The sequence below is a fragment of the Bradyrhizobium sp. Ses1 genome (genome assembly GCF_059512365.1).
In genome coordinates this window covers 103,350-127,623 of sequence record NZ_JCAMOQ010000007.1, presented here as the reverse complement: position 1 = coordinate 127,623, position 24,274 = coordinate 103,350, and the positions used below count along the sequence as shown (strand labels likewise).

Below are 24,274 nucleotides of genomic sequence, written 5' to 3'. Positions count from 1 at the left end.
TCATGCGCTTTAAGGGCTCGACCATCTTCGTCACCGGCGGCGCCGGGTTCATCGGCTCGGCCGTGGTGCGTCATCTCCTGCGCGACAGTCACGCTCGCGTGGTCAACATCGACAAGCTCACCTATGCCGCCAATCTCGGCTCGTTGCCCGGCGCGGCTCAGAACCTGAACTACAGCTTCGAAAAGCAGTGCATTTGCGATGGCCCCGGCCTGCGCCGCCTGTTCGAGAAATACCAGCCTGACGCCGTGATGAACCTCGCCGCCGAGAGCCATGTCGACCGCTCGATCGACGGCCCCGGCGAGTTCATCCAGACCAACATCGTCGGCACCTTTACCATCCTGCAGGAAGCGCTGCGCCATTGGCGCACGCTCTCGCCCGAGAAGCGCGAGCAATTCCGCTTCCTGCATATCTCGACCGACGAGGTGTTCGGCTCGCTCGGCGACGACGGCTTCTTCACGGAAACCACGGCCTACTCGCCGAACTCGCCCTACTCCGCGAGCAAGGCCTCCTCCGACCATCTGGTGCGCGCCTGGCGCGAGACCTACGAATTGCCGACGCTGGTCACCAACTGCTCCAACAATTACGGCCCCTATCACTTCCCGGAAAAGCTGATCCCGCACATGATCATCAAGGGCCTCGCCGGCGAGCCCCTGCCCGTCTATGGCGACGGCAAGAACATCCGCGACTGGCTCTATGTCGAGGACCATGCCAAGGCACTCACGCTGGTGCTCGAACGCGGCGTCGTCGGCGAGACCTACAATGTCGGCGGCCGCAACGAGCGGACCAACCTGCATGTGGTCGAAACCATCTGCGACCTCCTCGACGAGAACGCACCGAGCGCACGGGGCCCGCGCCGCGACCTGATCACCTTCGTCGCCGACCGTCCCGGTCACGACCGCCGTTACGCCATCGACGCCTCGAAGCTGGAACGCGATCTCGGCTGGCGCGCGGACGAGAACTTCGAGAGCGGCATCGCCAAGACCGTGCAATGGTATATCGATGAACAGCCGTGGTGGCGGGATATCCTGGCGCGGGGATATCAAGCCAGACGGGTCGGGCTCACCCAGTAGGCCGGAGTGAGGCGACTTTCTGCCTCAAAAACCCGCGTTCGCTCAATCGAGGAAGAGATGCACAACACCGAGATCAACAAAATATACGAGACCTATGCACCTCTTACCGACCAGGAATGGCGGTCAGATCTGGTCAGGAGCGTCAGAGAGCCTTCGATACGAGGCATCGCCTTTCCTTCATTTCCGTCAGCCGACCTGCAGCGCCATCTGCAAGGAAGCTCCAATGAGATGGCGATCAGAGGCGCACTCGGCTTTCGCGAGCACTGCATCGGCGTCTTGAACGCCAACGGCGCCTCCTTCTCCAAGGACAGCATCCTGATCGACTTCGGAACCGGCTGGGGCCGCATCGCGCGCGCTTTTATGAAGGATGTGCCTGCGTCGAACATCTATGCGGTTGAACCGTTCGACTTCATCGTCGAAGCGCGCAAGGCGAACAGCTATATCAGCTTCGTCAGAACTGACCCGTTGCCGCCGCTCCCGTTCCGCGACGGATTCGCGAGCCACTTGGTCACGTGGTCGACCTTTTCACACTTTAACCAGCACTATTTCGATCGGTGGATTTCCGAGATTGCCCGCATTCTCAGACCAGGTGGCGTTTGCTTCATAACAACTCTCGGCGTTCGGTTCTTGGAGGACCTGAAGGAAGCACACCGAAAGAAGATCGATGGTCAAGAGATACACTTCTGGATTGATCTCATTCTGAAGCGGCTCCCCTATAACACGATCGACACTGCAATAGCGGAAGTGAGGTCCGGAAAGTTCTTTTGGCTGCCCTCGGATTCAGTGGCGCGCAGCGAGTTTGCAGAGTGCTTCGTTACGGACAAATATCTTTCCGATAAGTTCTCGGATCTATTCGCTGTCATCGACTATGCTGATCGCGGACAGCTCGCTCAGGATTGCATCGCACTGAGACGAAAGTAAGCCGTTGTGCCGCAGCTCTCAAAAGACGTTTTCGAGGGAGACGACGGCCATCTCTTCCTGGTTGGTGGCAGCAACGACGTCGCGCGTCTTTTCTCCGAATCCGACCACAATCTCCAATTGGTTTGTTCTGCATGGAAAGCTCTGCTGGCTAGCAGGAAGAAAGCGGCCATAGATAAAGGAATCAAATACTTTCACTGCTTTGTTCCCGACAAGCTTTCGGTGCTCAGGGCAAAGGCGCTCGCCATCACCTCTCAAATGAGATTTCCGGCCGAAATCCTGGAAGGGAGCAACGATGCCGAGTTGCGTGGGATCTTGGTGCCGTTGACGGGGTATCTCAGAAAGCAGGCAGGCAACCACGAAGTATTTCATCGAACCGATACTCATTGGACGGTGGAAGGCTGCTTCAGTGCCTATCAGATGCTGTGCTCCTACATGGGAATACCGCAAAAGGCAGATCTGATCATGCGAAACGCTCCAGCCCGCGAGGGCAGCTGGGATCTGGGCTCCAAGTTGACGCCCCAGCGGTTCGAGACGATGCGGTTCGGACGTTTTGGCATCGGCGCATCCCGGGTCGAGGCCAACGATATCGTGACCGCGCGCGAAACGGGCCGAGTGCCGAACGATCTGTCACTGCACGTCGGATCGATCGTCGAATATCGCAATGAACGGCCGCCTCTGGCGAAAGTACGGCTTCTCGTGTTCGGCGATTCTTTTTTTGAGTATCGGCCTCATATGCTCACCGGAATGTTTGCCGAGACCGTCGATGCCGTAATGTTTGTCTGGTCGGCCGCCATCGACTGGAAATTGGTCGACGAATTCAAGCCGGATATTCTACTGACGGAGATTGCGGAGCGATTTGTTCGCGTTGTACCAAAGGATGACATCGATATCAGGCGCCATGCGACCAACAAACTTCAGTCTGTGTTGTGTTCGCACTCCGAACCGAGATCCTCATAACCGGACACGGGAACCGCGTAGCCTCCGAGCGTGGAACAAACTTCGGCGATGCGAGTTCCTGCCCCTCATGTCCTGCGAGGCGTATGGAGCTGGTTGTTGAATGACCAGAACCCGCATAGACGTCTCGAAGGCGAATGAATGGCCTCCCGCTCCTGTCGGAACTGCAAATGTCAGCCATCTCGTACCTATCAACGCGTCGGACTCTCCTACGAGGACTTCTCGCCACGCTGCTGCTTCCCAGGCGGAGTCACGCAAGAACTCGATGCCCGATCTTCGGAGCCATAAGGTGGGACGCGCAATACTGCAACACAAAGGGCGAACCCTGTTATGAAGAAGAAAAAGCTCTGAGCCCCCAACGCTGGCAGTTTCGTGCGCCGCTCCATAGCCGTCTGACTGATTCCAAAACGTTGCAATTCAACGCTACTGCCGACTCGTTCGACCACGAGATACGGGTCGCTCACGAGGCTGGTCTCGGCTACTGGGCATATCTGGCGTACGGCAGCGATGGCAAACTGGACCTCGCACACTCGATGATGCAGGGGCTGAATTACCATCGTCAAAGCGGCATCGCCGATCAGATGAACTATTGCCTGATAGCGACCGTGGACACGCTAGGTCGCGCCAACGGATTCGACGAAGCGACACAGCGTATTTGCGATCTCTTTTCGGACCACAACTACCAGAGAACGCAGGACGGCAGACCGGTTCTGTTCCTCTATTACCTCGATGCCTTATTGCCGTCATACTGGAACGGTTCGCCCGCCGCGCTCGGGAAATCGCTGTCTCACCTGCGAAACCAGGCAACTTCTTCGGGCAGTCGAAATCCGTACATCGTACTTCTGCACACACCGCCTGCTGCAGCTGAGGCGGTGCGAAAGCAGATAGGCGCCGATGCCATTTCGACCTATGGGATAAATTTCGGGCCAAACCGATCTGGCAGTTATCCCGAGCTCCAACGGCACGTAGAACAATATTGGGAAGATGAGTTGGCTCGTACTTCGAGCGGCGTGGTGCCGACCGTGATGGTCGGCTGGGATTCGCGGCCGCGAAAGGAGAACCCTCCCGCTTATGACAAACGAGATTACACGCGCATCGACAAGGGCGCGCATGCAGAGATCGCAACCCCTAGCGAGTTCGCTTTCGCCTGCCGACAGGCGGCGCGCTTCATGTCAAAGCACCCGGATCGTTGCCCCTACCAGATTGCGCTGATCTATTCCTGGAATGAATACAGCGAAGGTGGAGCACTGGCCCCGACCTTGGGGGATCCGTCCGCCTCGATGTTGAGAACTGCGAGCGAGGTTCTCAAGACCTGTCACGCGGGAGAGAACTGAACACCGCACACGGCTCCGGGTCCACGATGCGCACTCACCCGCGATCAGCTACGGCTTTACAACCAGATTGTTCGACAGCAAGAACTTGCAATATGCCGGGTAAAGCGTCGCATAGCGCTCATGGAGCGTCTGGGCGTCAACTAGATCATAGAGACGACCGACGTTGATGCCATCCAGATCAACAATGCTAACAAATGGCATGCCCAGGAACCGGCACATATCCTCGGTCCTCGTATCGTGGCAGATGACGATGGCGGGAACACCGCGTTGCAAGGCCACCATGCAGCCATGAAAGCGGCTACCAAAGACAAAATCGTAGGTCTGGATCTTGTCAAGCCACTCATCCACGTCGAAGAAGGCACGCACGTGATCTGTGGCCCAACTGCGTACCTCGCTTTCGGGAACGACGTTTGCCAGGAATGCTGACATTTCCTTCAGCGATTCCTCGACCGCTCTCGCCTGCTTGTCCGCCAATCTGATCTCGGACTGTTCGCTTTGGGCGATGAAATCCGCTTTCCAGGCTATTCCCGTGCCGTAGATCTCCTGCACGAGCCGGCGCATCTTCTCCTTGTCGAAGGAATGAACGACAACGTCTCGCGACGCATTGATCGAGAGGCGCTTGATTTCCCCAAACGGCCGTCGATTGATCTTCATGCCATCGGGTCCTCCCATGTAATAGGAAGGACAGCCGGTCACGGTTACATTGAGCACACCGCGATTTGCCAAGACGTCCCGCGTGTAGGGACCGCGAACGCCGATGCTGACGGCCCGCTCCGCTATGACCTTCACGAACCGCTCAGTACCGGGCATCAGGCTGATGTTTGGATCGTAGTTGTTGGACTGAGCTCCCAAGCCGACGATCGCCACCGGCAAATCCGCGAGCTCAATGTAGTTCGCCATGCCTCCAAAATCGAACTTTGGGAACAAGAAGTTGGCCGCCGCCACGACGATCATGTCGAAGCGTTCGTGCACCTCCCTGGGGTTGATCCGATGATCCCAGGAGATATCGTCGTATACAATTCGATCAAGCAAGCCATGGGCAATCAGCTGGTTGCCAGTGTTGCCGCCGGTCTTCGCCAGCTTTGAAATCGGATCCTCGCCAGCCTCCGCGGATATCCTTGGCGTTGCTCCCAACAGAAAAATGTTCACAGCTTTCCTCCGGCGGTAATAACAGCCATAAACTCGTGTGTAGCCGAATTATTCCCGCGCATATTGCTCCTTATTGTCACCACCCAAATAAATCTGCACCGTAACGGAAGCCGCCATCCTACCTTCCCTTGATGGCCGATTTCCATTGAGCTGCATCGGCGTCGTACTCAGCTGCAGGCGACCGACCTTCTCCGCCACCGATCGATAGAAAATGTGCTTCCGCCGAGCTCACCCGGCCTTCCTTCACGGCCGCCGCGACGTCAGGATATTTGCCGAAATACCATTCGGCATCCACCGCTGGACCGCCGCCTCGGCGGCCTTCGAAGTAGCCAAAGCCTATATAGTGCATGTGGGCACTTTCAAGCTCCCCGCGAGAAACTGCCCTTGCAACATCGGGGTTCTCCCGCAGATAACCATCTTCATCGAACTCGGCGGCCGCGACCGCTATTTGCAGCAACAGCTTCAACAATCCCGCCGGAACTGCGATCGGACCAGGGCCGTCGAGCGCGGATTTGTCGAGGTTGAGTGCATTCATCAAGGATTGAGCGGACGGCACAAACATCAAGCTACCCCCAGATAGTCCCCTAGTTGAGATATCGCGATCACGCCTTGGCAGGCGCTTCCGCCGCTGACTGCTTTGCTACCCGCTTCGGCTTTTCGGCCTCCGCCGTTGTCCCCAACAATTGCGCGGTCACCTCTTCGAGGTACGCAGCCTGCGATTTGATTTCGCGGTCCGTGAAGCCGAACCGCTCGCGGGCGATACGGTGCATGCTTTCGATCTCCCCGATATGCTTCTGCGCCTTCATTGAATGCGTCACGCTCGCGGCGTGACGACGGTGAATGTTGAGGGGATCGGCAACGTAAGCGATCTTGGCGCCTCGCGTGCCGAGCGCCTCCAGATAGATGCGCCAGTCGCCGGCCATGCGAAGGTCGCGAAGGTCGCCGCGGCAGGCCTCGAGCGCGCGCAACAACGTTTCGCGGCGCCACAGCACCGAACTGACGTTCAGGATGGTGTTCTTGACACCGAGATAGCGGGTCACGAAATCGCGGCCATCGAACACCTCGGTCCGCGATAATGCACCTGGCTCGATGCTGGCGTAGTAGGGCTTGTAGCTCGCATAGAGGTGGGCTCCGTCGGCATCGATGGACTTCGAGTCGGTGAAGCCGAACGCAATGTCGGGATCACCGCTCATCAGGGCGAGCAGGCTCGAGAGGAAGGTGGGCTCGGCGAGATCGTCGGCTTCGGCAATCCAGAGGAACTCGCCCCTCGCCATCTCCGCTGCCTTGGCCCATTGCGCGAACACGGAACCGGAATTCTGCTCATTGATGACGAGTGTGAGATCGCGCTGGCGCTCGTCAGCGAGCTTCATGATCACGGGGATACTGTCATCGGAGGAGCAGTCGTCCAGCACGATGATCTCCTCGACTGGATGATTTTGGTCGAAGATGGTGTAGAGCCGCTCCGGGAGGCAATGCGCGTAATTGTAGTTGGGAACTGCGACCGAGATGGTCGGCAGCGACGGCACGGCAAGCCGGAGCAGATCGCGGACATAATCTGCGAACGCGAATTTGGTTTGGATAATCTCGGTCATGCGGGCGCGCTCGGCTTCTGATGGCGCCTGGCGCAGGAACTTCTCCACGGCTCGCGCCATCGCGGGCACGTCGCAATACGGCACGACGCGGCCGACGTTCTCTTTGAGAAGGAAGCCGGGGATGCCGCCGGAGTCCTCGAAGGCAACCACGGGCACGCCAACGCTGAGCGCCTCCAGCGCCACTGTCGGGAACGGATCCTCGCGCGAGGTCAGGGCGTAGATATCCGAAGCGGAATAGAGCGCCTGCATGTCGGAACGGAAGCCGGCGAGATGGAAACGGCCGGTGGCCTCGGCGCGACTGATTTCAGGTCCCAGCCATTCTTGCAGGCCGGGATCGATGCCACCGGCCCAGCAGAAATGGACGTTCGGATGCTGTTGCCGAACCAGGTTCCAAACCTGCAGAAACAAATCGAACCCTTTGCGCAGGTCGGCATAGCCGACCCCAAGCACCATCTTGTCGGTGGGCGCGATGCCAAATTCCTTGCGAACCAAAACGGCTTCGGCCGGCGCCGGCTCGATCTGCTTGTAGCTGCCCTGCGCGCGGATCAGGAAGCGCCCGTCACCGGCGTCGAGCTTGAGCGCTTCCACCAGGCGGTCGCGGACGAAGTCGGAGGCGAACACGACGTGCTGCGCGCTGCCGATCGCCATGCGTGCGGCGTCCTCCAGATTCTTCTCGCGAAGAATCCGCGGCAGTTCGTGTACCAGAGAAATGGTACGAAAACCCATCTCGGCGAGGAACTTGGTGGCGCGTCCGCTCGCCGTGGTGTTGGCAACTGCGGCCGTGAACCCCTTCTCCCGGAAGTGCCGCAAGGTCGCAGGGATTTCGGAGGCCTGCTTGAGAACGGTGAGCGGAGCAACAGAAGCGTATTCGGCCTCCATGGCGCCGCCCTGCAGCAATAGATACTCCACCTCAATGTTGAAGGCGCTCCGCAGCGTCCTGCCGATATTGAGCAACAGATGCTGAGCACCGCTCGGGAACGCATCGTGCCCAATCAGCAGAATCTTTGGCAGCGAAAGGTCACGCGTCAGGCCAGTGGCCGCACGCGCCGTGGCGTTCAGGTAAGCCGATCCGAAGTGCAGATCCGGTTCGAGGTAGGCACCCTCGCACCATTCGTTCCAGGCGTTGACGCAGACGACGGCTTCCCCGAAGAACGTATGCTTCTGCGCCTGCTCAACCAGCGTCGATAGCCACGCCTCGTATTTTTGTGGTGTCGATCCCTGGATCACGAGACCGGTGCCCTGGCGGCGTGCGTCATTATCCCAGCTCGGCACGACGGTCTTGATCAACGGAAAATTCGGACACGGCTCCTCGATCGAATACTTGGCGACGTCATCGTAGCTGTAGATCTGGCCCGAGTAGGTGTCGTCGAGAATCTTGGCTTCGGAATTGACCAGCGGCACATACTTGGTGAGCTTATGCGGCGGAAATTCGATCGCACCATCCATGCCGTTCGGAGTGGGATCGTAATCATCAAAGCTCTGGCTCATGATGATGATCGGATCTTCATTGAACTTCTTCGCGAAGATCGAACGCCAACGCGCAATCACCTTGGCGGTATCCGGAATGAGTCGCGGACGATAGATCATCAAGAGCGGCCGGCCCTGGATGCGGATGTACCGCTTGTCCTTGAAGTGCCGGTTGAAATCCGACAACAGACGTTCGTCGTCATCGGCAAGATAGTCCTGCGAGATCAGAACCTCGCCTTCCATGCCGTCCCAGCGCCGCGTCCAGTTCTCGTTCGCCCACATCAGGCAGAACGGCATGTTGATGTCGCGCGCCTTCAGGAACTGTTCGAGTGGCCTCTCCAACAGGCGCTTGCCGTTGAACCAGTAGTAGTAATACACAAAGCCGTAGACACCCGCCGCCTGGGCGAGTCTCGCCTGCTTGCGCATGGTTTCGATGTCGCCGAGCGAGTAGAAGCCGAGATCGCGCGGGATCCGCGGCTGATAGTGATCCTTGAACCGCGGCACGCCGCGCGCGATGTTGGTCCATTCGGTGAAGCCGGTGCCCCACCATTTGTCGTTCTCAGGGAAGGCGTGAAACTGGGTGAGGTAATAGGCCAGGACCTTCGCACGCGGCTTGGCACTTGCGGGCAAGGGACGCAGTTCCTCGAACTGCGCGCTCGGCTTGGTGAAGCGCTTGATCTCGGCCGGGATGGTGGCTTCGTTTTCCGGCGGCGACGGATAGATGCCGTCCTCGTGCCGATGCTCCAGATAGTGCAGCAGCGGATTCTGGTCGGTCTTCCCCTTGAAGTAGCGTTGGATGTAAAATTTTGTATCGAACTCCGCCGACGGGTTTCGTCCTTCCTTGTAGCCGTGGAAGATAAAGTGTTCGAACGGATCGACCCCGGCGGTCGCGACGTCCTGATAGATCTGCAGATAGTATTGCGCGTCGAACTCCGGAATCGGGCTGAACGGACCGATACGATTTTTCAGATAGTGCGCGAGCGGACTCTCCTTCTCCGGTATGCCGTACTTCTCGCGATACCAGGCAGGCTGAAAATACGGACTCGGCCGCCTCCCTTCGGGCTCACCGATCGATGCGTAGTGCAGTAGCGGCTGCACATCCGCGTCCTTCACATCGGGATAGGTCGTGACATACCAGATCGGATCAAAGATCGGATTTGGCTTGCGACCCTCCTTGTAGCCATAGAGGAAGAAATGCTCGAACGGATCGGCACCGACCGCGATCACATCCGGGTAGCTCGTCGCATAGAAATTTTCATCGAACAGCCCTAGCCCCTTGAGCGTGCGCGTCGCACCAGTGAGGTCGATGGCCGGTGCAGCCGGCTCCGGCGGAGGTGAAAGCTCTGGTTGCTTGCTCACGAGTTCCTTGGCGGCCGCACCGTTTGTCTTTGCGACGCTCGTCTCGACCTTGGGTTGAGACCGTGCGATTGCACTGCGCCTCATCCGAGGTTCCTTTTGACCGGCGTCGCGCGCGAGCTTCGAAAGAAAATCAGCCATCGTCACACATTCACTTCAGCGTTGAGCACCTTACTTCGCAAGCGCGAGATTAGCGCACTCTTTCTGTCTCCGATATGAAAGCAATCTTCAGTTGTGCCTGAATTGTCGCTGTTGCTTGCCTCCTTTTTCATCTTTCCGCTCCGGAATGGACAACGTCATTCTTCATCGCTCAGTGTCCACCAACGTCGGGCCTATCGCCTTCAGGCGACGCACTGCGCCTTCATTATTTTGTCGCGCCGCCTGTTGATACCAATGCACCGCCATGTCCTTATCTTGCGCAACGCCGGCGCCCGACATCAGCGCGTCTCCCAGAGCCAGCTGCGCTTCAGCCATGCCCTGCTCTGCCGCTTTCTGAAACCACTCGCACGCTTTCTTCGGATCAGCTTCGCGGCCCTGCCCTCTTCCGAGCATTACTGCGAGGTTATACTGCGCAACCGTGTGTCCCTGCTGCGCGGCGGCCTCGTACCAGGTCAACCCCTGTGCGACGTCCTGGGCGATGCCATTGCCGGTGCAATACATGACGGCAAGCTGAAACTGCGCGGCAGCATTGCCTGAACGCGCGGCCGTGGCCATCCAGGATGCTGCGGCTCCTGCATCGCTCACGCCACTGTTTGGATCGGCGTACAGAAGTGCGAGGGTGTATTGAGCTTCGACATGGCCGGCCTTGGCCGCGCGCGTGAACCATGGGACGGCGCCTTGAACATCCGAAACCCCACCGAACTTGCCCATTTTCATCGCGCCGAGTTGGAAGGCTGCGGGCGCGTAGCCGGCTGCGGCAGCTTCGGTCAACAACGACTGCACCTCCGTAAGGCGGTCCGCCGAGCCATCATGATGAATGAGGAAGAGCGCATAGGCGGTCTTGGCGTCAGGATCTCCGCCAACAGCGGCTTTGCTCAACCATTCTCCCGCGAGTTTTTGATCGCGCGGAACGCCATTGCCTGCGGAATAGAGCCTGCCTAGCTGCACCTGCGCGGCACTGATGCCGCCCTCGGAAGCGCGCTCGAACCACTGGATCGCGGTTTCCACATTACGTTCGACGCCGGAGCCGTTGAGATAGAAGATGGCGATATTGAACGCGGCGGTCGCGTGGCCGTTCTCGGCTGCACGCTCGAACCACTTCGCGGCTTGACGAATATTCGGCGAGACACCGGTTCCGGTCGCGTAAAAGCGTCCCATGAAAAACTGCGCCTGCACGTCACCCCGCTCGGCGGCCCTCTCGTACCAGGTTGCGGCTTCCCGCAGGTCCGGCTCGGCACCTGCACCGTGAGAATAGAACTCCGCCAGCGCCTGGATTGCCGGAAGGTAGTCCTTGCGCGCCGCCTTGCGTAACGCGGTTTCAGCCAAGTCGAGATCTTTTGTGATGCCCTTGCCGTTCAGACGCAACAAACCGATGTTGTAGAGCGCGATCGCATCGTCGTGCTTTGCCGCACTCTGGAATAGCCGCGCCGCTTCGGCGGGAGCCTCGGGCATCCCCGCTCCCTTCAGGTTCATGAAAGCAAGCGCAACCTGCGCCCTCACGTGGTCCTGATCGGCGGCCTTGCGATACCAGATCGCCGCCTGCTCGAGATCCGCGGGAACGCCTCGACCCTGATAATAGACATCGCCAAGAGAAAATTCGGCTGGAGCACACTTCTGGTCTGCTGCGGCCTGATACCATCTAAGCGCAGCGGTGTAATCCTTCTCGCACCCCCGCCCTTCAGTATACAGGTTGCCAAGGATGGTCTGGGCCTCGGCCTTGCCGGCTTCCGCCGCGGCTGCGATCCAGCGAAAAGCGACATCGACATCACTGGCAACACTGGTTCCGTGCGGGAATATGAGGTCATGAACATTCGATGCCGCATCGCCCAGTCGAGCGCCAGAGGATTGACGCCACGTCTCTGGCCTGTTCGGTCCGAGAGTGGCCTTCACTCCATACAGGAAGATCAAGCCGAGCTGATACTGCGCCTCGACGTGGCCTCGCTGGGCTGCGCGCTCGTACCACACCACTGCGTCGGGAATGCTGCCCAAAACCCCTTGGTTCTTTGCGTAAAGCAATCCGATTCGATAGTCCGCTTCCGTGTCGCCATCTTGCGACGCCAGCTTCCAGAGCTTCAGCGCCTCCAGATAATGACCACGTTCGAAGGCGGCCTCGCCGCGCTCAAACTGCTTTCCGCGGGATTCCGAAAAAGCCGGTCGAATCCACTGAAAAAGCGATCGCGCCGACAATGTCATGGCTCACGCATAGCCTCGCGAATGCCCTTGAGCATCCCGCCAAGCAGATACATCCCGACCGATCGAGTGCCGACATTGATGTCGCCCGCAAGAGTCATGCCGGGAATCAGCCGGAAATTGTGCGGCACATCCTTGAAATTGGACGAGTCCACCGAGCACCGCGCCTTGTAGTAGGCATAGTCAAGCGTCTTTCCATCCTCATCCGTCGTAAACGCGCCTTCGCTGATCCAGCGCACCTTGCCTTCAGCCGTGCCGTGCTCCGCGGCATTGAAAGCGTCGATCTTCATGGTGCAGGGGTCACCAGCCCGGATGAACCCGATATCGCGCGAAGCGATCTTGATTTCCGCCTCGAGCTTGGTATCGACCGGCATGAGCGTGATGAAGGGATCGCCTGGCTTTAGGACCGAGCCGACTGAAAGTCTCGCCATGGTGAGCACCACGGAGGGTTCGGCAGCGGTCCAGCGGACGAGATCCTGGTGCTTCTCCGCCTTGTCATAAGCCGATCTCGCGTCGTCGAGCTTGTTGCGCGTCGTAACCAGATCCTGGCTCAATTGTGCAAACCACTGCTGCTTGAACGCATCGCGATCTGCGATCAGCGATCCCAGCGTATTTTGAGCCTCGATCAGGCTGTTGTGCGTGTTCTCCAGCGTCCGCAGCAATTCCAGCCGGGTGTCCTGGGAGATGTACATGTTGAGCTGCGAGCCGGTGCCGTGCTCGGCTAGCGTCGTGCGCATCGTTTCGATCTTCTGCAAAACCTCGTCGCGCTGCCGATATCTGGCATCGTCGCCGCGAAGCTTCTCGATCGTTGCCTGGGTCTGCTTGATCTTCGATTCGAAACTATTGAGCTGGGCGGTATATTGCGCCATCCGCTGATCATAGAGCGCCTTCTGCAGCGCCGCGTACTTCTGGAAGTCAGGGTCCGACTTGTCGGGGAACGCTAGCGGCTGCTGCTTCAGTTCGGCCTCGTCGCGCGCCACTTGCGTCTCGAGGCTCGCGATCTGCAATTTCGCCTGGGTCAAATCGGCCGACGTGAAGGTCGCATCGAGCGTCGCGAGCAACTGTCCCGGCTGGACCTGCTCGCCTTCCCGCACATCGATTGTCTTGATGATAGATGGATCCAGCGCCTGTAGAACGCTGATCTGACCGGCCGGCACAATCTTGCCGTTGATGCTCGAGATGACGCGATCAACTCGCGTCAGGCACATAATCGCGACGAGCGCAACCAGGAACGCCGAAAGCACAAACAGGGTGGCCCGCGCCGCCAGCGGCTCGGCTGCCTCCCGGATTGCGTCGGTCTCCGATTGGAATTGGCGAACGGTGGCGAGCGATGCTTGATTAGGAGACAAGGGTTGGGCTCCGGAAGTTTGCTCTATCATTCCGGTTCGCAGGCACCAAATGCGTGTTCTGCTGGTACCAAAGCGAACTGTAGATGTCGTTGCGCTCCAACAGCTCCTCGTGCCGTCCAATGTCGTCGACCACGCCGCGATTGAGCACCAGAATGGCGTCGGCCGCCGTTAGCGACGACAGCCGGTGCGAGATGATGATCAGCGTCCGGCCATGCGCGATCCGCGAGATGTTGGCGTTCACGATCGCCTCGCTATCGGCGTCGAGCGCGCTGGTCGCTTCGTCGAGAATCAGGATCGGTGGATTGACGATCAGCGCGCGCGCGATCGCGAGCCGCTGCCGCTGCCCTCCCGACAGATTGGGAGAACCTTCATAGATCTGGGTCTCGTAGCCGCGGGGCAGCTTGTCGATGAACTCCTCCGCGCCAGCTAGTCTGGCGGCCTTGACGATGTCATCAAAGGTCGCATCGGGCTTGGCCGCGGAGATGTTTTCCCGGATCGTGCCGCTGAACAGGAAGTTCTCCTGCAGCACGACGCCTACGTTCCGCCGCAGATGGTCGACATCGTATTCGCGAACGTCGATCCCATCGATCTTGATCAACCCGTCGTAGTCCGAATGCAGCCGCTGCAACAGACGCGTGAGCGTCGTCTTGCCGGAGCCGCTCTTGCCCATTACGCCAAGCGTGGTTCCCTGCGGCACTTCGAAGGAGATCCGGTTCAGCGTCGGCGAGACCGCGCCCTTGTATTTGAAGGTGACGCCGGAAAACTCCACTTTGCCCTCAAACGGGGTGCGGACACCGTGTCCGGAACGTCCCTCCTCGGCAGGCTGGTTGACCAGGTTTCCGACGGTGGCGACCGCGCTCCGCGCTTCGTCGTACTGATTGATGAGCTGCGCCATCTGCATCAACGGACCCGAGACCCGCTGCGACAGCATCAGAAAGGCGAACAGCGCTCCGATGACGACGGGGTCATTGGCGATAAGCGCGAGATAGACGCCCAGCGCAAATGAACCGCTTACTGCCAGCCGCTCCAACGGGCGCACGACAGCCTGGATCGCGTTTCCGGTCATCCCTTCTGCAAGCCGGGCCTTCGCAACGCGCGCGACCAGCACGTCCCACATGTGGCGCTGCCTCGCATCGAGCGCGAGCGACTTCACCGTCCGGATGCCGTTGAGCGTCTGAACCAGAAAGGCGCCCTGGGCCCCCTCCGCTGCAAGGACGGAGGACGAGGCCTTACGGTAAGTCGGCAGCATCAACATAAGCCATACGACGATCAATCCCGCCATCGCCAGGACCACCAAGGTCATGATCGGACTGAAGAAGAACATGACCGGGAGGAAGAAGATCAGTGTCGTCGAATCCAGGATCGTGCCGAACAATTGCCCCATCAGGAAACTGCGAATGCGGAACACTTCGCGGATGTCGCGCGCCACCAGACCGACGGCGGTCTGCTCGAAATAGTCTATGGGAAGGTTGAGGACCTTTTCGAATACGTAGGTCGATAGCTTGACGTCAAGCCGGGTCGTCAGGCGATGAACCAGGAATTGCCTCAGGAACGAGAATGCCGCCTCGAATGCGATCATCACCAGCATCGCGAGGCACAGCACATAGAAGGTGTTGTATGCCTTGTAAAAGATCACCTTGTCTGACAGCAGGCGCCAGAACATGATCGGCGCCAGACCAAGCAATCCGAGGATCAACGCAGAGATCGCGACGTCCCGAACCATGCGACGTTCGCGGAACAGCAACGCGGCCACGAGGCCGAAACTGAACGGCTGCGATTCGTCGGAGATTTCATAGTTACGCTTGACCAGGACGACATCCCCGGACCAGATGTCCTCGAACCGCGGCCGGTCGATCACGAGCAGCGCATCTTCGGCTGCATTCGGATCCCGCAACACAACGCGTGTGTTGTTGGCGTCTCCGTCGACACGCAACAGCACCATGTGACTTCCATTGCGCAAGCGAACGATGGCGGGGAGCGCTTTTTTCAGATGCGAAAGCCCGTCCCAATCAAGCTTGACGAGCTTCGCCCGCATGCCCGCCTTCTCCGCGCAGCGGATGAGCTGATCAGGCGTCACTTCCTGGTCGGTCAGCAGGTTGTCTTTGATAAGCTGCGTCGAGGTGAGATGCAGCCCGTGCTGCCGGGCGACGATGATCAGACACCCGAGTGCGGACGGAGCCACTGGATCCGCATCGGTATTTTCGGCGATCGCTTGGATGATCATGAAAGCTCAGTCCATGTATCTGTTATGAGCGTCCGTTACGATCTGCTACGGACAGCCCGCTACGCGACCGGGGGCGCGCCCATTCTTACCACTAACATATATACAACAAAAACGACAGGAATACTAACATTTAGCGTGATGGCAAACCCGCGCGGCCATCGACTGCAGGTTGCACCATCGGCCGAACCGGCACCCGTGATGAGCGTCTAGGCCGACGCTTCCTGAAAATTAAAGCCTGTTTCCAACAAAGTTCGTTGGATGCCTTCGCTGTCGGCCTCGGGCATCAGCGCGAGCGCGCAAACCTCGAAGTTCTCTGTTGTTACCGACACGGTCGGAAAACCCGCCATCAACAGCAGGTTGCCAAGGCGCTCGGCCGTAAATCCAGTGCGATGGGCCATATAGACGTGCCCCTCCTCGATGGCGCGCGAATGGCCGTAGAGCATGTCGAGCGGCCTGATCGGACCGGCCGGCGAATTGTAGGCGACGGCGGCAATCCCGTGCTCGACGATGAATTGAGCGACCGATTCGATATCCGGGCTTGTGATCAAGGCGAACCCATCGGGTTTCAAGACACGATGGAACTGACGCAGCGTCGGAAAGACCTCGTGCGCATAGAGGTGCTCGAGGACATGTGACGACCAGACAGCATCGAATGACTGCGGTTCGAAGGCACCGCCGAGATCAAGGATCGAGCCGAGAACATCGGGCTTGACCTCCGGATCGATGTCGAAACGCACTTCCTCCCAGCCCTGCTCGCCAACCATTCGAGCAATTCGGCGGGCAGAACCGGGGCCGGAGCCCGCATTGAGCAAGCGCTTCATACTGGCGGACAAGATTGGTTCCTGATGCAATCGGGCGTGGGTGAGAACAATACGAATTCCAAGTCTCGACTACCATCACCTGATCGATGTGGCCTGACAAAGGCGTAAATCGCGCCTGAGCCCATCTTCCGGTCACAAAAGCAAAGGCCCCGCGGAAGCGGGGCCTTCACCAATGTAACCTTCAGCAGCCGAGTTAGAGTTTCGGCAGAGTGACGACCTGGTCGCTGAAGTGAAGATCTTCAACTCCGCTGACCGCAACCGACTGATTGTCACTGAAGTGGAGCGTATAAGTTGACGTGCTCGCATCAACGTCAATCTTGGTGACATCAAAGAAGGAACGATCCGCAAAGTCGACGGTATCGTTGCCGTTGCCGCCAATGATCGTATCGTTCCCGGAGTGCGACTGGATGTGGAAGGTATCGTTGCCGTTTCCGCCCTGCAGCGTCGAGTTCGCACCCGCGGCGCCACCATGGAGCCAGATCTGATCGTTGCCGCTGCCACCCTCGAAAACATCGCCCTGCACGCCGACCAAGGTGTCATTGCCGCTGCCGCCCGAAAGCGTGCTGTGCCCGGACGTGAGATCCCTGATCAGATCGTTGCCATCGCCGCCGACCAGCGACTGAGCACCGGTCCCGGCCAGCAGGTAGTCGTTGCCGCTACCGCCATCCAGCGTGTCGTTGCCGGTGCCGCCATAGATGCTGTCGTTGCCGGCACCGCCAAACAGTGAGCTGTTGCCGTGTCCGCCGGTGATCAGGTCGTTACCGCCACCGCCATAGACCGTATCATCGCCACTATCGTGCAGGTGCACTGTGTCGGAGCCCTTGCCCATTGCAACGAATACGTCGTTGTCGGCACCGGTCACGTTGAGCGTTTTGCCGCCGGCGTCATCGAGGATGATCGCCTTCAGATTGGGGGTCGTGTCGACTGTCGTGGAGGTTTTAACGTCCAGCACCTGAATGGTGGGAGCGACCGGCCCACCGGCAAATGGTCCGGATTGAAACCATCCCCTAGTGCCATCCTCTCCGCCATCGTTGAACACACCGCTCTGCTCTAGCGAGTCGATTAATGCCGATCTGACACTCGATTCGATGTTGTTGCCGCTGTGGTGGAGAAATTGACCCAGCTCAGTCTTCGTCAAGTAGGTAACGGCCATGGTACCCTCTGGCAAGATTCCAAGATTTTTCACCGATCAGCTGACACGCCGGTCAGCGCCAATGTGCTGCAAGTTGAAGGTGCTACAACTACAACGAGAGTGAAGAGGCCTAGTCCGACCCGACACAACCCTGTTCAATGTTAAGGTGCATCGCGCCGATTGTTAAGCCATTGTTAGTCGCGCTGCACAATCGAAGTCAAGGATTAAATTCACGCGCGATTAACTCAGATTTGAGCTCAATGTCACGCTGTTGTTAATTGCCGGGCCGGCGATCCGAGTCCGGCCCTAAGGGGCGCCTTTTCGGGTAATTTCGGCACAATCCGCAGCTACAGCCATACGGAATCTGCGGATGAGATATGCGTGAGGATCAGGCAGGCCATGAATCGAGCATCCCGAGAGATGCGATGAAGAAGCCAATTGTCGATGTACGTTAGGTAGTGATAGTGTAACCAGCTGATTTTGCTTTTAAATGTGAAGATTCGTTAGTGTGGCGCCGCATGACCTCTCCCATACCAATGCGGAGGACCATTACTGTTACCCAGCGAAAAGGCGGGGTTGGCAAGACCACGATTGCGGTCTGTATCGCGGCCGAGCTGGCGCGCCGCGGTCATGACGTCGCGCTGGTCGACAGCGATCCGCAGCGCTCCGCCTCGCAGTGGGCCGAGCCGGGCAATCTGGAATTCCCCGTTTACGAAATGGCTCTGGAAGGCACCACCGTATCCGCCTGGGCCCAGGAGGTGCGAAATATCCAGGCCGGTCTCGTGGTGATCGACACCGCTCCGAACGCGCGCGAAATGGGTGCGTCGATCGCCCTGGCAAACCTGATCCTGGTCCCCTGCACCCCCTCCGGACTTGATCTCGACGCGACCGCACAGACGCTTGCCATCATCGATGCCGCACGCGAGCGCCGGCGCGATGCGATTAAGGTCATTCTGGTTCCTAACCGTCTCGATCGCCGCACCCTCGAGGGCCGACAACTGGTCGAGGAGTTGAACGAGTTCGGTGAGATCGTCGCGCCTCCCATCGCCAGTCGCTCAGCATTCGTCCGCTCCTTTACAAGCGGTCAATCGGTCGCGAGCTTCATGCCCGGAGACGCGGCGGATCAGGAGATCCAACTGCTCGCAGACGCAGTAGAATGGGCGGTTGGAGAGGACTAGCGCGATTTCCACCACTCCCGCCGAAGCCGACGATCGCGCGCGATGTCTACGAAAAGCGTCCGCGACATATATGCCGGCCGCTCGGAGCGAGTTTGTACACGGTCAATCAAGCGTTCGGATCGTCGCAACATCCAACGCCCGTCCCCGCAACAACGCTCAGCCGTGCCGGCAAGCTCTTTGGGTGCCGGAAGCCCCGCCATGGTGTTTGCGATTGTCGCCCCAGTGGAAGATCAGCTAGCTGCGGTCACGAGGGCTCAACAAGGATTGATCAGGCCTTGCGCGCCTGGCTTACGGGAAAGGCCTCGGCCGAAGCTTCTTCGAGCCGCATCTTCTCCAGCAGGAGATCCGTGACGATCTTCCGCAGCCGCTGGTTCTCGAGCGTGAGTTCCTCCAGCACACGGCGCATTTCATCAATCGTTGGCGAGTTGGCCGGCACCTTCCCTTCACCCGCAGGATCGGACGGAACGACCGCATCAGTCCTGCGCAGAGGCAGTTTCCGCCAACGATGAAGCGTCATCACGCTTACCCCGAGCGCCTTGCAAATCTCCACTTGGGAATTGCCCGCTCGCGCAAGCTCGTCTGCTCGAACGAGCTTCAACAATATCTCCTCGTGAGAGTGCTTCTTCATCTTCCCGCCTAAACGCGCTCGGGCCGGCAGCTAGCGGCCGGATCCGCCACCCGACATAGCCGAAGACTCGGCCCGAGCGGCATCACAATTATCATAAATACCCACAGTCAGAAACGAGAGATGAAACACCGAGGGCATCGCTAACGCCCTTGCTCCAGGTAGAATGTTAGTCATTATCCGCGCAAGCTAGCCGTTCGTGTTAGATGCGGTGCAACCTGATTTTCATAGCGGTAACCGCGTATCAATTTGACCTCGTTCGCCGGTCGTGTCGCGTGAAACCAACCTTCCGCTACCAGGATCATCACGATCCGAGCCCGCTTCCTTGATCGCTATTGGACATCATCGGCGCTCCACGGCAGAGCGCCGCAACAACGTTGTTTCGATCGCATCGCCACTTAACAGTCGAACCGCTCATATCCGATTGCACTGCGAGGTCAATTGAGCGAAGCGCACATTCAAGCGATTTCTTCCGAAGGCACCAAACAAATGGTTTCCTCCGAAGGGTCTCGAAGATCAGGATACCGCTGCACCAGGCCCAGAACTATCTCGGCCCATGACCCCTGCATGGAATTTTCGGCTCACTTAATTCGAGAAGTATGAGCTGTTTTAACTATATGATACCCTAGTCAGGGCGGAACCGCGGGTCAACCACCAATGGATTCCCACCTCAAAATAAAGACTACTGCGAGCATCGCCTTCATTTTTCCTCTAGCAATCCCGTAATCATCGCTCTGAACACTGCTATGTGATGGCCCTGTTAACAAAGCTCCACAGCCTTCTTTGATCTCTCTACCCGAGCGAGACGCTAGCCCGCCGACGCTCACGAACGCTTGAGGCGGCCATCTCCTTCGATCTTATGATCGACTGCCGGTGCACAGGCGGAGCCAGGCGGCGCTCAAACCGTCCGGTTGCGCCCTCGCATTCACCACTACGAGAACGGAAACACGATCGCCGCGCCGTACGAGACTGCCCGCAGCCTGCAGCATGTCGAGCGGTACGGTATGTCAAACATTGACGCGCTCAACCGTCATCATGCGGTAAGCATCGTCACATGCCGACCGCTTGCCTACGGCACACCTTCGGATTGCAGGCCTGCACCGGCGGCCTGCCACATACCCAATTATTTTCTTTTAAATCACGCCGATTTAAATATATTTAATTTGCTTGGGGCCGGCGACCACGTCTCCGGGCAAGCGCGGCTATGACATTTGAGTGGGTTCCGACCTGGAAGATAGTGCAGCGCAGCTAAAGTATCGCAGGAGAGGACAGTGTCCCAGCGTGGCATCCGCAATCTGCCCAATGACGTTACGACCAGGGTTTCGGCCTGGAAAGAGATGATGCCGCCAAGTTCGATCGAACCTTCGAAGCCCCTGCGCGATGGTTCGACGACCGAAATCGCCGGCGAAAGAGAGACCAAGACGTTCCACGTCTCTTCGGGCATGGATTTCGGCCCGTCCCGCTTCGACTGCCCGCATGATTAGTGCGGCGCAAACAACCGCACCGTCGCTTCAACGGACGCGCGAGTCGGATGCATATATTGGATCCTTACCGCGCGCGCCCGTCGATTTCAGCGCAACCGCGACACTGAGGAAATGGCCTTCAATTGGGAATGAGCGCGCAAAGAGAACCCTCTGGCCCGAACCTTACCTTTTGCTTGAGGGTTCTTTGGACGCATGCATCCGGGCATTCCTGGCGAAGCCTGCACACCAACGCCATCTCTACGAGATACGTACTGAACCGCAAACGCAACTCGTGACGGCCGTATTGCCCGTCGAACAGATCATCGAAATCGCTCGCCTCCGGGATTTCCTCTAAGAACCAGCGCCCCCATGCCTCAGAAACTCGTCGCGGTCGTCGCCTGGGCACTCCTGTGCTTTCTTGCCTATGCCTCAGTGTCGCCAATCGGCGCGAGGCCAACACTCCCGGCCTCAACCAGCCTGGAGCATATTGCCGCATTTGCGACCGTAGGCTTCCTCTTCCACTTGGCCTATCCGCGCCACGTCATGTTTGTGTGGCTCGTCGTCATTGGCAGCGCCGCACTCTTTGAACTCATGCAGCTCGTGACCATAGACCGCCATGCGCGACTGGTGGACGCCTTTGAAAAGATGGTGGGCAGCAGCGTGGGCATGTTCTTGGGCCGCGCGGCGCTCTATTTCGAGCAAGCGCTACGCCGTCGGGAGATCTAATCGGCAGAGCCGGCGGAAGCACGAGAAGGGCTGGCGCCGTGATCGCAGCCAGCGCTCCCAGCCGGTGATTCCGCGGCCTCTCGCATGCGCGCCGGGCACCCGAATACTTTCGCGCCCGCCGGCACATCCCGATTGACGAACGAATTCGCACCGATGATGGCTTTGTCGCCAAGGGTCACGCCCATCTGAACGATGGAATTCGGACCGATATAGACACCGTTTCCGATCTTAGTCGGAGCGTAGTCGACCGGCTGCTCGCCGAGCGAGATAGAGCGATTGACGGTATGATGTGTATAGATTTGAACGCCGGCCGATATCGAGCACCAATCGCCGATCTGCAAGCCTCCGCCCGAACCGTCCAGAATGCAGCCGGGTCCGATCCATGTATGCCGGCCGACCCGGACGTCTCCGAGCACGAGCACATTGTCGTACATCGTGGTGCCCTCGCCGAAGCCGTATGCGGCCGCGTTATCCCCTCGCTCTGTGAGGAGATCGCCGATCGACACCCTTCGGGAGAACTGACGTTTCTTGCGCGCTGCGAGAATCTGCAGAAAATGGCGGATGAGCCCGAGCCATTCGTCGACTCGCTGTTCGGACATTCCGGAATTGAAGTCTGGCGACATCCAAAGCCCCCTAGTTCAGCCGAATCCTGGGCGGACTTCATTGTATCACCATCACGCGTCGAACGAGGACGCAACGGGAACCGCCGCGCGAGGCCTGCTGCTTAGCTCGCGTTCTCCGTTACCCGCAGTCGCCGGAGGCCGCAGGTGAACGGTCCCAATACCCCTACGACGCCAGCGAGATTTAATCAATCGTTTTAAATATTTAATTATAATTCCGATTAACCATTCGAGAACGCGCCCGGCATGGTTCCATAACGGCTTGGCCGGCTACGACAACGGCGCGCGCCGGCGCTTGATCAACGGCCCGCAGGCATGCGGTTATTTCGATATCCTCCCGCGCTCCTCCTTCAAGCCTGCACAGCACGATCCGTGAACGAACGGTATCGGCCTATCCAAATGGCCATTAAAAACCTCTGCCATCGAACCGATTTACGGTAGTTAAAATAGTTCGGTTAAGCTATTAAATTGGCGATGGCGATTTTAAATGAATCACTCTCGAGCCGAAGCCTTTCGCAACTGGCGAGCGAACAGTCGCGCGGTGAGTTCTTCGCGGGACTCTTTGCCCTTGGCTGCATAAGCGGCCTCGCAGCACGCGTCCTTCAATCGGTAAACAAGCTTGGGTGGGCGGAGGCCTTCTTTGAGACCTTCGAGGTGAGCATACTCGTTTGGGTATCGTGCGCCGCGGGGGTATACCTCGTTCTTCAAGATCGAACGGTTGGGATTCGTCGTTTGGAGCTCGCCATAGGCGCTGTATTTGCCCTTCTGGTCATTCTGCCAATCGGCGCGTTGAGCTGGCTCGCTGTAACGGCGCTCGGCTTCTACGTCATCATCTTCACCGACGACCCATCATCTCGCCGCGGCGCTTTCATCTTGGTGGCGACCACCGTACCCGTGCTCTGGAGCCGACTGCTATTCCAGTTCTTTGCCGATCTGATATTGCGGATTGATGCCGCGCTTGTCGGTTGGTTGTTGCACACTCCCCGGACCGGGGACGTCGTTGGATTCGCCGATGGTTCGGGAGTTCTGGTCATCCTGCCGGGCTGTTCTTCGCTCGCCAACATGTCGCTTGCATTTCTCTGCTGGGTTACCATGAGCCGATGGGTCGACCATAAGAGATCGGCCTACGATCTGTTCTGGTGCTTATTGGCCTGCGTATCGGTGATCGCGGTGAACGTTACGCGCATGAGCGTCATGGGCTTAAGCCAATGGCACTACGAAACATTCCATAGCGAATTGGGAGCTGCTGTTACTAATACAGTCATCCTGGGCTTGATTGTCGGTTGCTGTCTGCTAGGGGTGAGGCGTGAATTTTTCCAACGTATTTAAGGGGACGCTTGGCGCCGCGCTCGCGCTGGCCATCGGATGGAAGATCGTGCTCCCGCCTGACTATCAAGGCCATCTAAAGGAAGACCTCATTGAATTTCTTGAACGCGAGCACTTCAATGTGGCCGCGACCTCCGAGACCGGAACGCTGATCATCCGAGCTACTGCAGCATCATGCGAAATGCACGTTGCCAAGCTAACCCCCGATGGATCGAACGCGAATCTCATTCGGCATCTTACCGCAGGAGCGCAACGCTCGTTCGTCGTCTTTCGCGGCGAGATGTATACGCAGCAACCGGTATTCTGGACCGTGTTGGATTATATTTGGTCCAGATCTCTTCGCGAACTTCGCCTGACCAGAACCGTTTCGCCTGTCATTAGCGTGACGGAGAACACATTTTGCAACGCCGAACGACTTCCGTGGGGTGAGCTTCAACGTCCCACTATAAATTAGGCCGTGAGACTCTTCAGGAGTCTCAAATCCGTCGAAACGCGATTCGTGACTGCTCTTTGGCCGATCCCCCAGATCGATCGGCATCGCCATCGACCTGAGCTGCGGAATGCCGTGGATCGGCCAGTTCCGAGCGACACGCAATGAGCCGGATCTCTGGCCACATC

Annotated in this window: 19 protein-coding genes; 9 read left to right on the top strand and 10 right to left on the bottom strand. The window is 58.5% G+C overall.

Annotated features, from left to right (window positions below):
• Nucleotides 1–2 precede the first annotated feature (2 nt).
• From rfbB to AC5ZG5_RS11505, 4 genes are all read left to right on the top strand, one after another.
• Nucleotides 3–1,070, top strand: a complete 1,068-nt coding sequence (rfbB, locus tag AC5ZG5_RS11520; protein ID WP_456641924.1) for a dTDP-glucose 4,6-dehydratase — start codon at nt 3–5, stop codon at nt 1,068–1,070.
• Nucleotides 1,071–1,346: 276 nt separating this feature from the next.
• A complete protein-coding gene (locus AC5ZG5_RS11515; protein WP_456641923.1) occupies nt 1,347–1,991 on the top strand; it encodes a class I SAM-dependent methyltransferase in 645 nt (214 codons plus the stop codon).
• A 6-nt stretch (nt 1,992–1,997) separates the two neighbouring features.
• A complete protein-coding gene (locus AC5ZG5_RS11510; RefSeq protein WP_456641922.1) occupies nt 1,998–2,948 on the top strand; it encodes an alginate O-acetyltransferase AlgX-related protein in 951 nt (316 codons plus the stop codon).
• Nucleotides 2,949–3,355: 407 nt separating this feature from the next.
• Nucleotides 3,356–4,279 carry a glycoside hydrolase family 71/99 protein gene (locus tag AC5ZG5_RS11505; RefSeq protein WP_456641921.1) on the top strand — a complete coding sequence of 308 codons (924 nt, stop codon included), beginning with the start codon at nt 3,356–3,358 and terminating at the stop codon, nt 4,277–4,279.
• A gap of 48 nt (nt 4,280–4,327) precedes the next feature.
• Here the strand turns inward: AC5ZG5_RS11505 and AC5ZG5_RS11500 are convergent, their stop codons facing one another.
• From AC5ZG5_RS11500 to AC5ZG5_RS11465, 8 genes are all read right to left on the bottom strand, one after another.
• Nucleotides 4,328–5,428 carry a polysaccharide pyruvyl transferase family protein gene (locus AC5ZG5_RS11500; protein WP_456641920.1) on the bottom strand — a complete coding sequence of 367 codons (1,101 nt, stop codon included), beginning with the start codon at nt 5,426–5,428 and terminating at the stop codon, nt 4,328–4,330.
• Between the two features lie 118 nt (nt 5,429–5,546).
• Nucleotides 5,547–5,990: a hypothetical protein gene (locus AC5ZG5_RS11495; RefSeq protein ID WP_456641919.1), complete on the bottom strand. Its 444-nt coding sequence runs from the start codon at nt 5,988–5,990 to the stop codon at nt 5,547–5,549.
• Between the two features lie 40 nt (nt 5,991–6,030).
• Entirely contained in the window at nt 6,031–9,930 is a 3,900-nt protein-coding gene (locus tag AC5ZG5_RS11490) for a glycoside hydrolase family 99-like domain-containing protein (protein WP_456641918.1), read from the bottom strand.
• A gap of 216 nt (nt 9,931–10,146) precedes the next feature.
• The gene (locus tag AC5ZG5_RS11485; protein ID WP_456641917.1) at nt 10,147–12,195 is read right to left on the bottom strand and encodes a tetratricopeptide repeat protein; all 2,049 of its coding nucleotides are present in this window, start codon (nt 12,193–12,195) and stop codon (nt 10,147–10,149) included.
• On the bottom strand, nt 12,192–13,541 hold the full coding sequence (locus tag AC5ZG5_RS11480) for an HlyD family type I secretion periplasmic adaptor subunit (RefSeq protein WP_456641916.1): 1,350 nt from the start codon (nt 13,539–13,541) through the stop codon (nt 12,192–12,194). Before AC5ZG5_RS11480 ends, AC5ZG5_RS11485 begins: the two co-directional genes overlap by 4 nt.
• Nucleotides 13,531–15,765, bottom strand: coding sequence for a peptidase domain-containing ABC transporter (locus tag AC5ZG5_RS11475; RefSeq protein WP_456641915.1), 2,235 nt, complete (start codon nt 15,763–15,765; stop codon nt 13,531–13,533). The genes AC5ZG5_RS11480 and AC5ZG5_RS11475 overlap by 11 nt, the downstream gene beginning before the upstream one ends.
• 206 nt (nt 15,766–15,971) lie before the next feature.
• A complete protein-coding gene (locus tag AC5ZG5_RS11470; RefSeq protein ID WP_456642022.1) occupies nt 15,972–16,586 on the bottom strand; it encodes a class I SAM-dependent methyltransferase in 615 nt (204 codons plus the stop codon).
• 193 nt (nt 16,587–16,779) lie between these two features.
• Nucleotides 16,780–17,739 carry a calcium-binding protein gene (locus AC5ZG5_RS11465; RefSeq protein WP_456641914.1) on the bottom strand — a complete coding sequence of 320 codons (960 nt, stop codon included), beginning with the start codon at nt 17,737–17,739 and terminating at the stop codon, nt 16,780–16,782.
• Nucleotides 17,740–18,254: 515 nt separating this feature from the next.
• On the opposite strand from AC5ZG5_RS11465, the gene AC5ZG5_RS11460 reads away from it, so the two are divergent.
• Nucleotides 18,255–18,896 carry a nucleotide-binding protein gene (locus AC5ZG5_RS11460; RefSeq protein ID WP_456642021.1) on the top strand — a complete coding sequence of 214 codons (642 nt, stop codon included), beginning with the start codon at nt 18,255–18,257 and terminating at the stop codon, nt 18,894–18,896.
• 268 nt (nt 18,897–19,164) lie between these two features.
• Here the strand turns inward: AC5ZG5_RS11460 and AC5ZG5_RS11455 are convergent, their stop codons facing one another.
• On the bottom strand, nt 19,165–19,524 hold the full coding sequence (locus tag AC5ZG5_RS11455; RefSeq protein WP_208820560.1) for a helix-turn-helix domain-containing protein: 360 nt from the start codon (nt 19,522–19,524) through the stop codon (nt 19,165–19,167).
• A gap of 1,268 nt (nt 19,525–20,792) precedes the next feature.
• Between AC5ZG5_RS11455 and AC5ZG5_RS11450 the strand changes: the two genes are divergently transcribed.
• Nucleotides 20,793–21,005, top strand: coding sequence for a hypothetical protein (locus AC5ZG5_RS11450; RefSeq protein ID WP_456641913.1), 213 nt, complete (start codon nt 20,793–20,795; stop codon nt 21,003–21,005).
• A gap of 348 nt (nt 21,006–21,353) precedes the next feature.
• Nucleotides 21,354–21,710 (top strand): hypothetical protein, encoded by a 357-nt coding sequence (locus tag AC5ZG5_RS11445; protein WP_456641912.1) that lies wholly within the window; start codon nt 21,354–21,356, stop codon nt 21,708–21,710.
• On the opposite strand, the gene AC5ZG5_RS11440 is transcribed toward AC5ZG5_RS11445, so the two are convergent.
• Nucleotides 21,707–22,309, bottom strand: coding sequence for an acyltransferase (locus AC5ZG5_RS11440; protein ID WP_496165443.1), 603 nt, complete (start codon nt 22,307–22,309; stop codon nt 21,707–21,709). The genes AC5ZG5_RS11445 and AC5ZG5_RS11440 overlap by 4 nt on opposite strands.
• A 489-nt stretch (nt 22,310–22,798) precedes the next feature.
• Between AC5ZG5_RS11440 and AC5ZG5_RS11435 the strand changes: the two genes are divergently transcribed.
• On the top strand, nt 22,799–23,659 hold the full coding sequence (locus AC5ZG5_RS11435; RefSeq protein WP_456641910.1) for a hypothetical protein: 861 nt from the start codon (nt 22,799–22,801) through the stop codon (nt 23,657–23,659).
• Nucleotides 23,637–24,110 carry a hypothetical protein gene (locus tag AC5ZG5_RS11430; RefSeq protein WP_456641909.1) on the top strand — a complete coding sequence of 158 codons (474 nt, stop codon included), beginning with the start codon at nt 23,637–23,639 and terminating at the stop codon, nt 24,108–24,110. Before AC5ZG5_RS11435 ends, AC5ZG5_RS11430 begins: the two co-directional genes overlap by 23 nt.
• Nucleotides 24,111–24,274: the final 164 nt, after the last annotated feature.

What these genes read in the sequence shown, in the direction of transcription:
- rfbB (WP_456641924.1), top strand. Translation starts at nt 3, where the DNA reads ATGCGCTTTAAGGGCTCGACCATCTTCGTCACCGGCGGCGCCGGGTTC.
- AC5ZG5_RS11495 (WP_456641919.1), bottom strand. Translation starts at nt 5,990, where the DNA reads ATGTTTGTGCCGTCCGCTCAATCCTTGATGAATGCACTCAACCTCGAC.
- AC5ZG5_RS11490 (WP_456641918.1), bottom strand. Translation starts at nt 9,930, where the DNA reads ATGAGGCGCAGTGCAATCGCACGGTCTCAACCCAAGGTCGAGACGAGC.
- AC5ZG5_RS11485 (WP_456641917.1), bottom strand. Translation starts at nt 12,195, where the DNA reads ATGACATTGTCGGCGCGATCGCTTTTTCAGTGGATTCGACCGGCTTTT.
- AC5ZG5_RS11475 (WP_456641915.1), bottom strand. Translation starts at nt 15,765, where the DNA reads ATGATCATCCAAGCGATCGCCGAAAATACCGATGCGGATCCAGTGGCT.
- AC5ZG5_RS11470 (WP_456642022.1), bottom strand. Translation starts at nt 16,586, where the DNA reads ATGAAGCGCTTGCTCAATGCGGGCTCCGGCCCCGGTTCTGCCCGCCGA.
- AC5ZG5_RS11465 (WP_456641914.1), bottom strand. Translation starts at nt 17,739, where the DNA reads ATGGCCGTTACCTACTTGACGAAGACTGAGCTGGGTCAATTTCTCCAC.
- AC5ZG5_RS11460 (WP_456642021.1), top strand. Translation starts at nt 18,255, where the DNA reads ATGCGGAGGACCATTACTGTTACCCAGCGAAAAGGCGGGGTTGGCAAG.
- AC5ZG5_RS11455 (WP_208820560.1), bottom strand. Translation starts at nt 19,524, where the DNA reads ATGAAGAAGCACTCTCACGAGGAGATATTGTTGAAGCTCGTTCGAGCA.
- AC5ZG5_RS11445 (WP_456641912.1), top strand. Translation starts at nt 21,354, where the DNA reads ATGCCTCAGAAACTCGTCGCGGTCGTCGCCTGGGCACTCCTGTGCTTT.
- AC5ZG5_RS11440 (WP_496165443.1), bottom strand. Translation starts at nt 22,309, where the DNA reads ATGTCCGAACAGCGAGTCGACGAATGGCTCGGGCTCATCCGCCATTTT.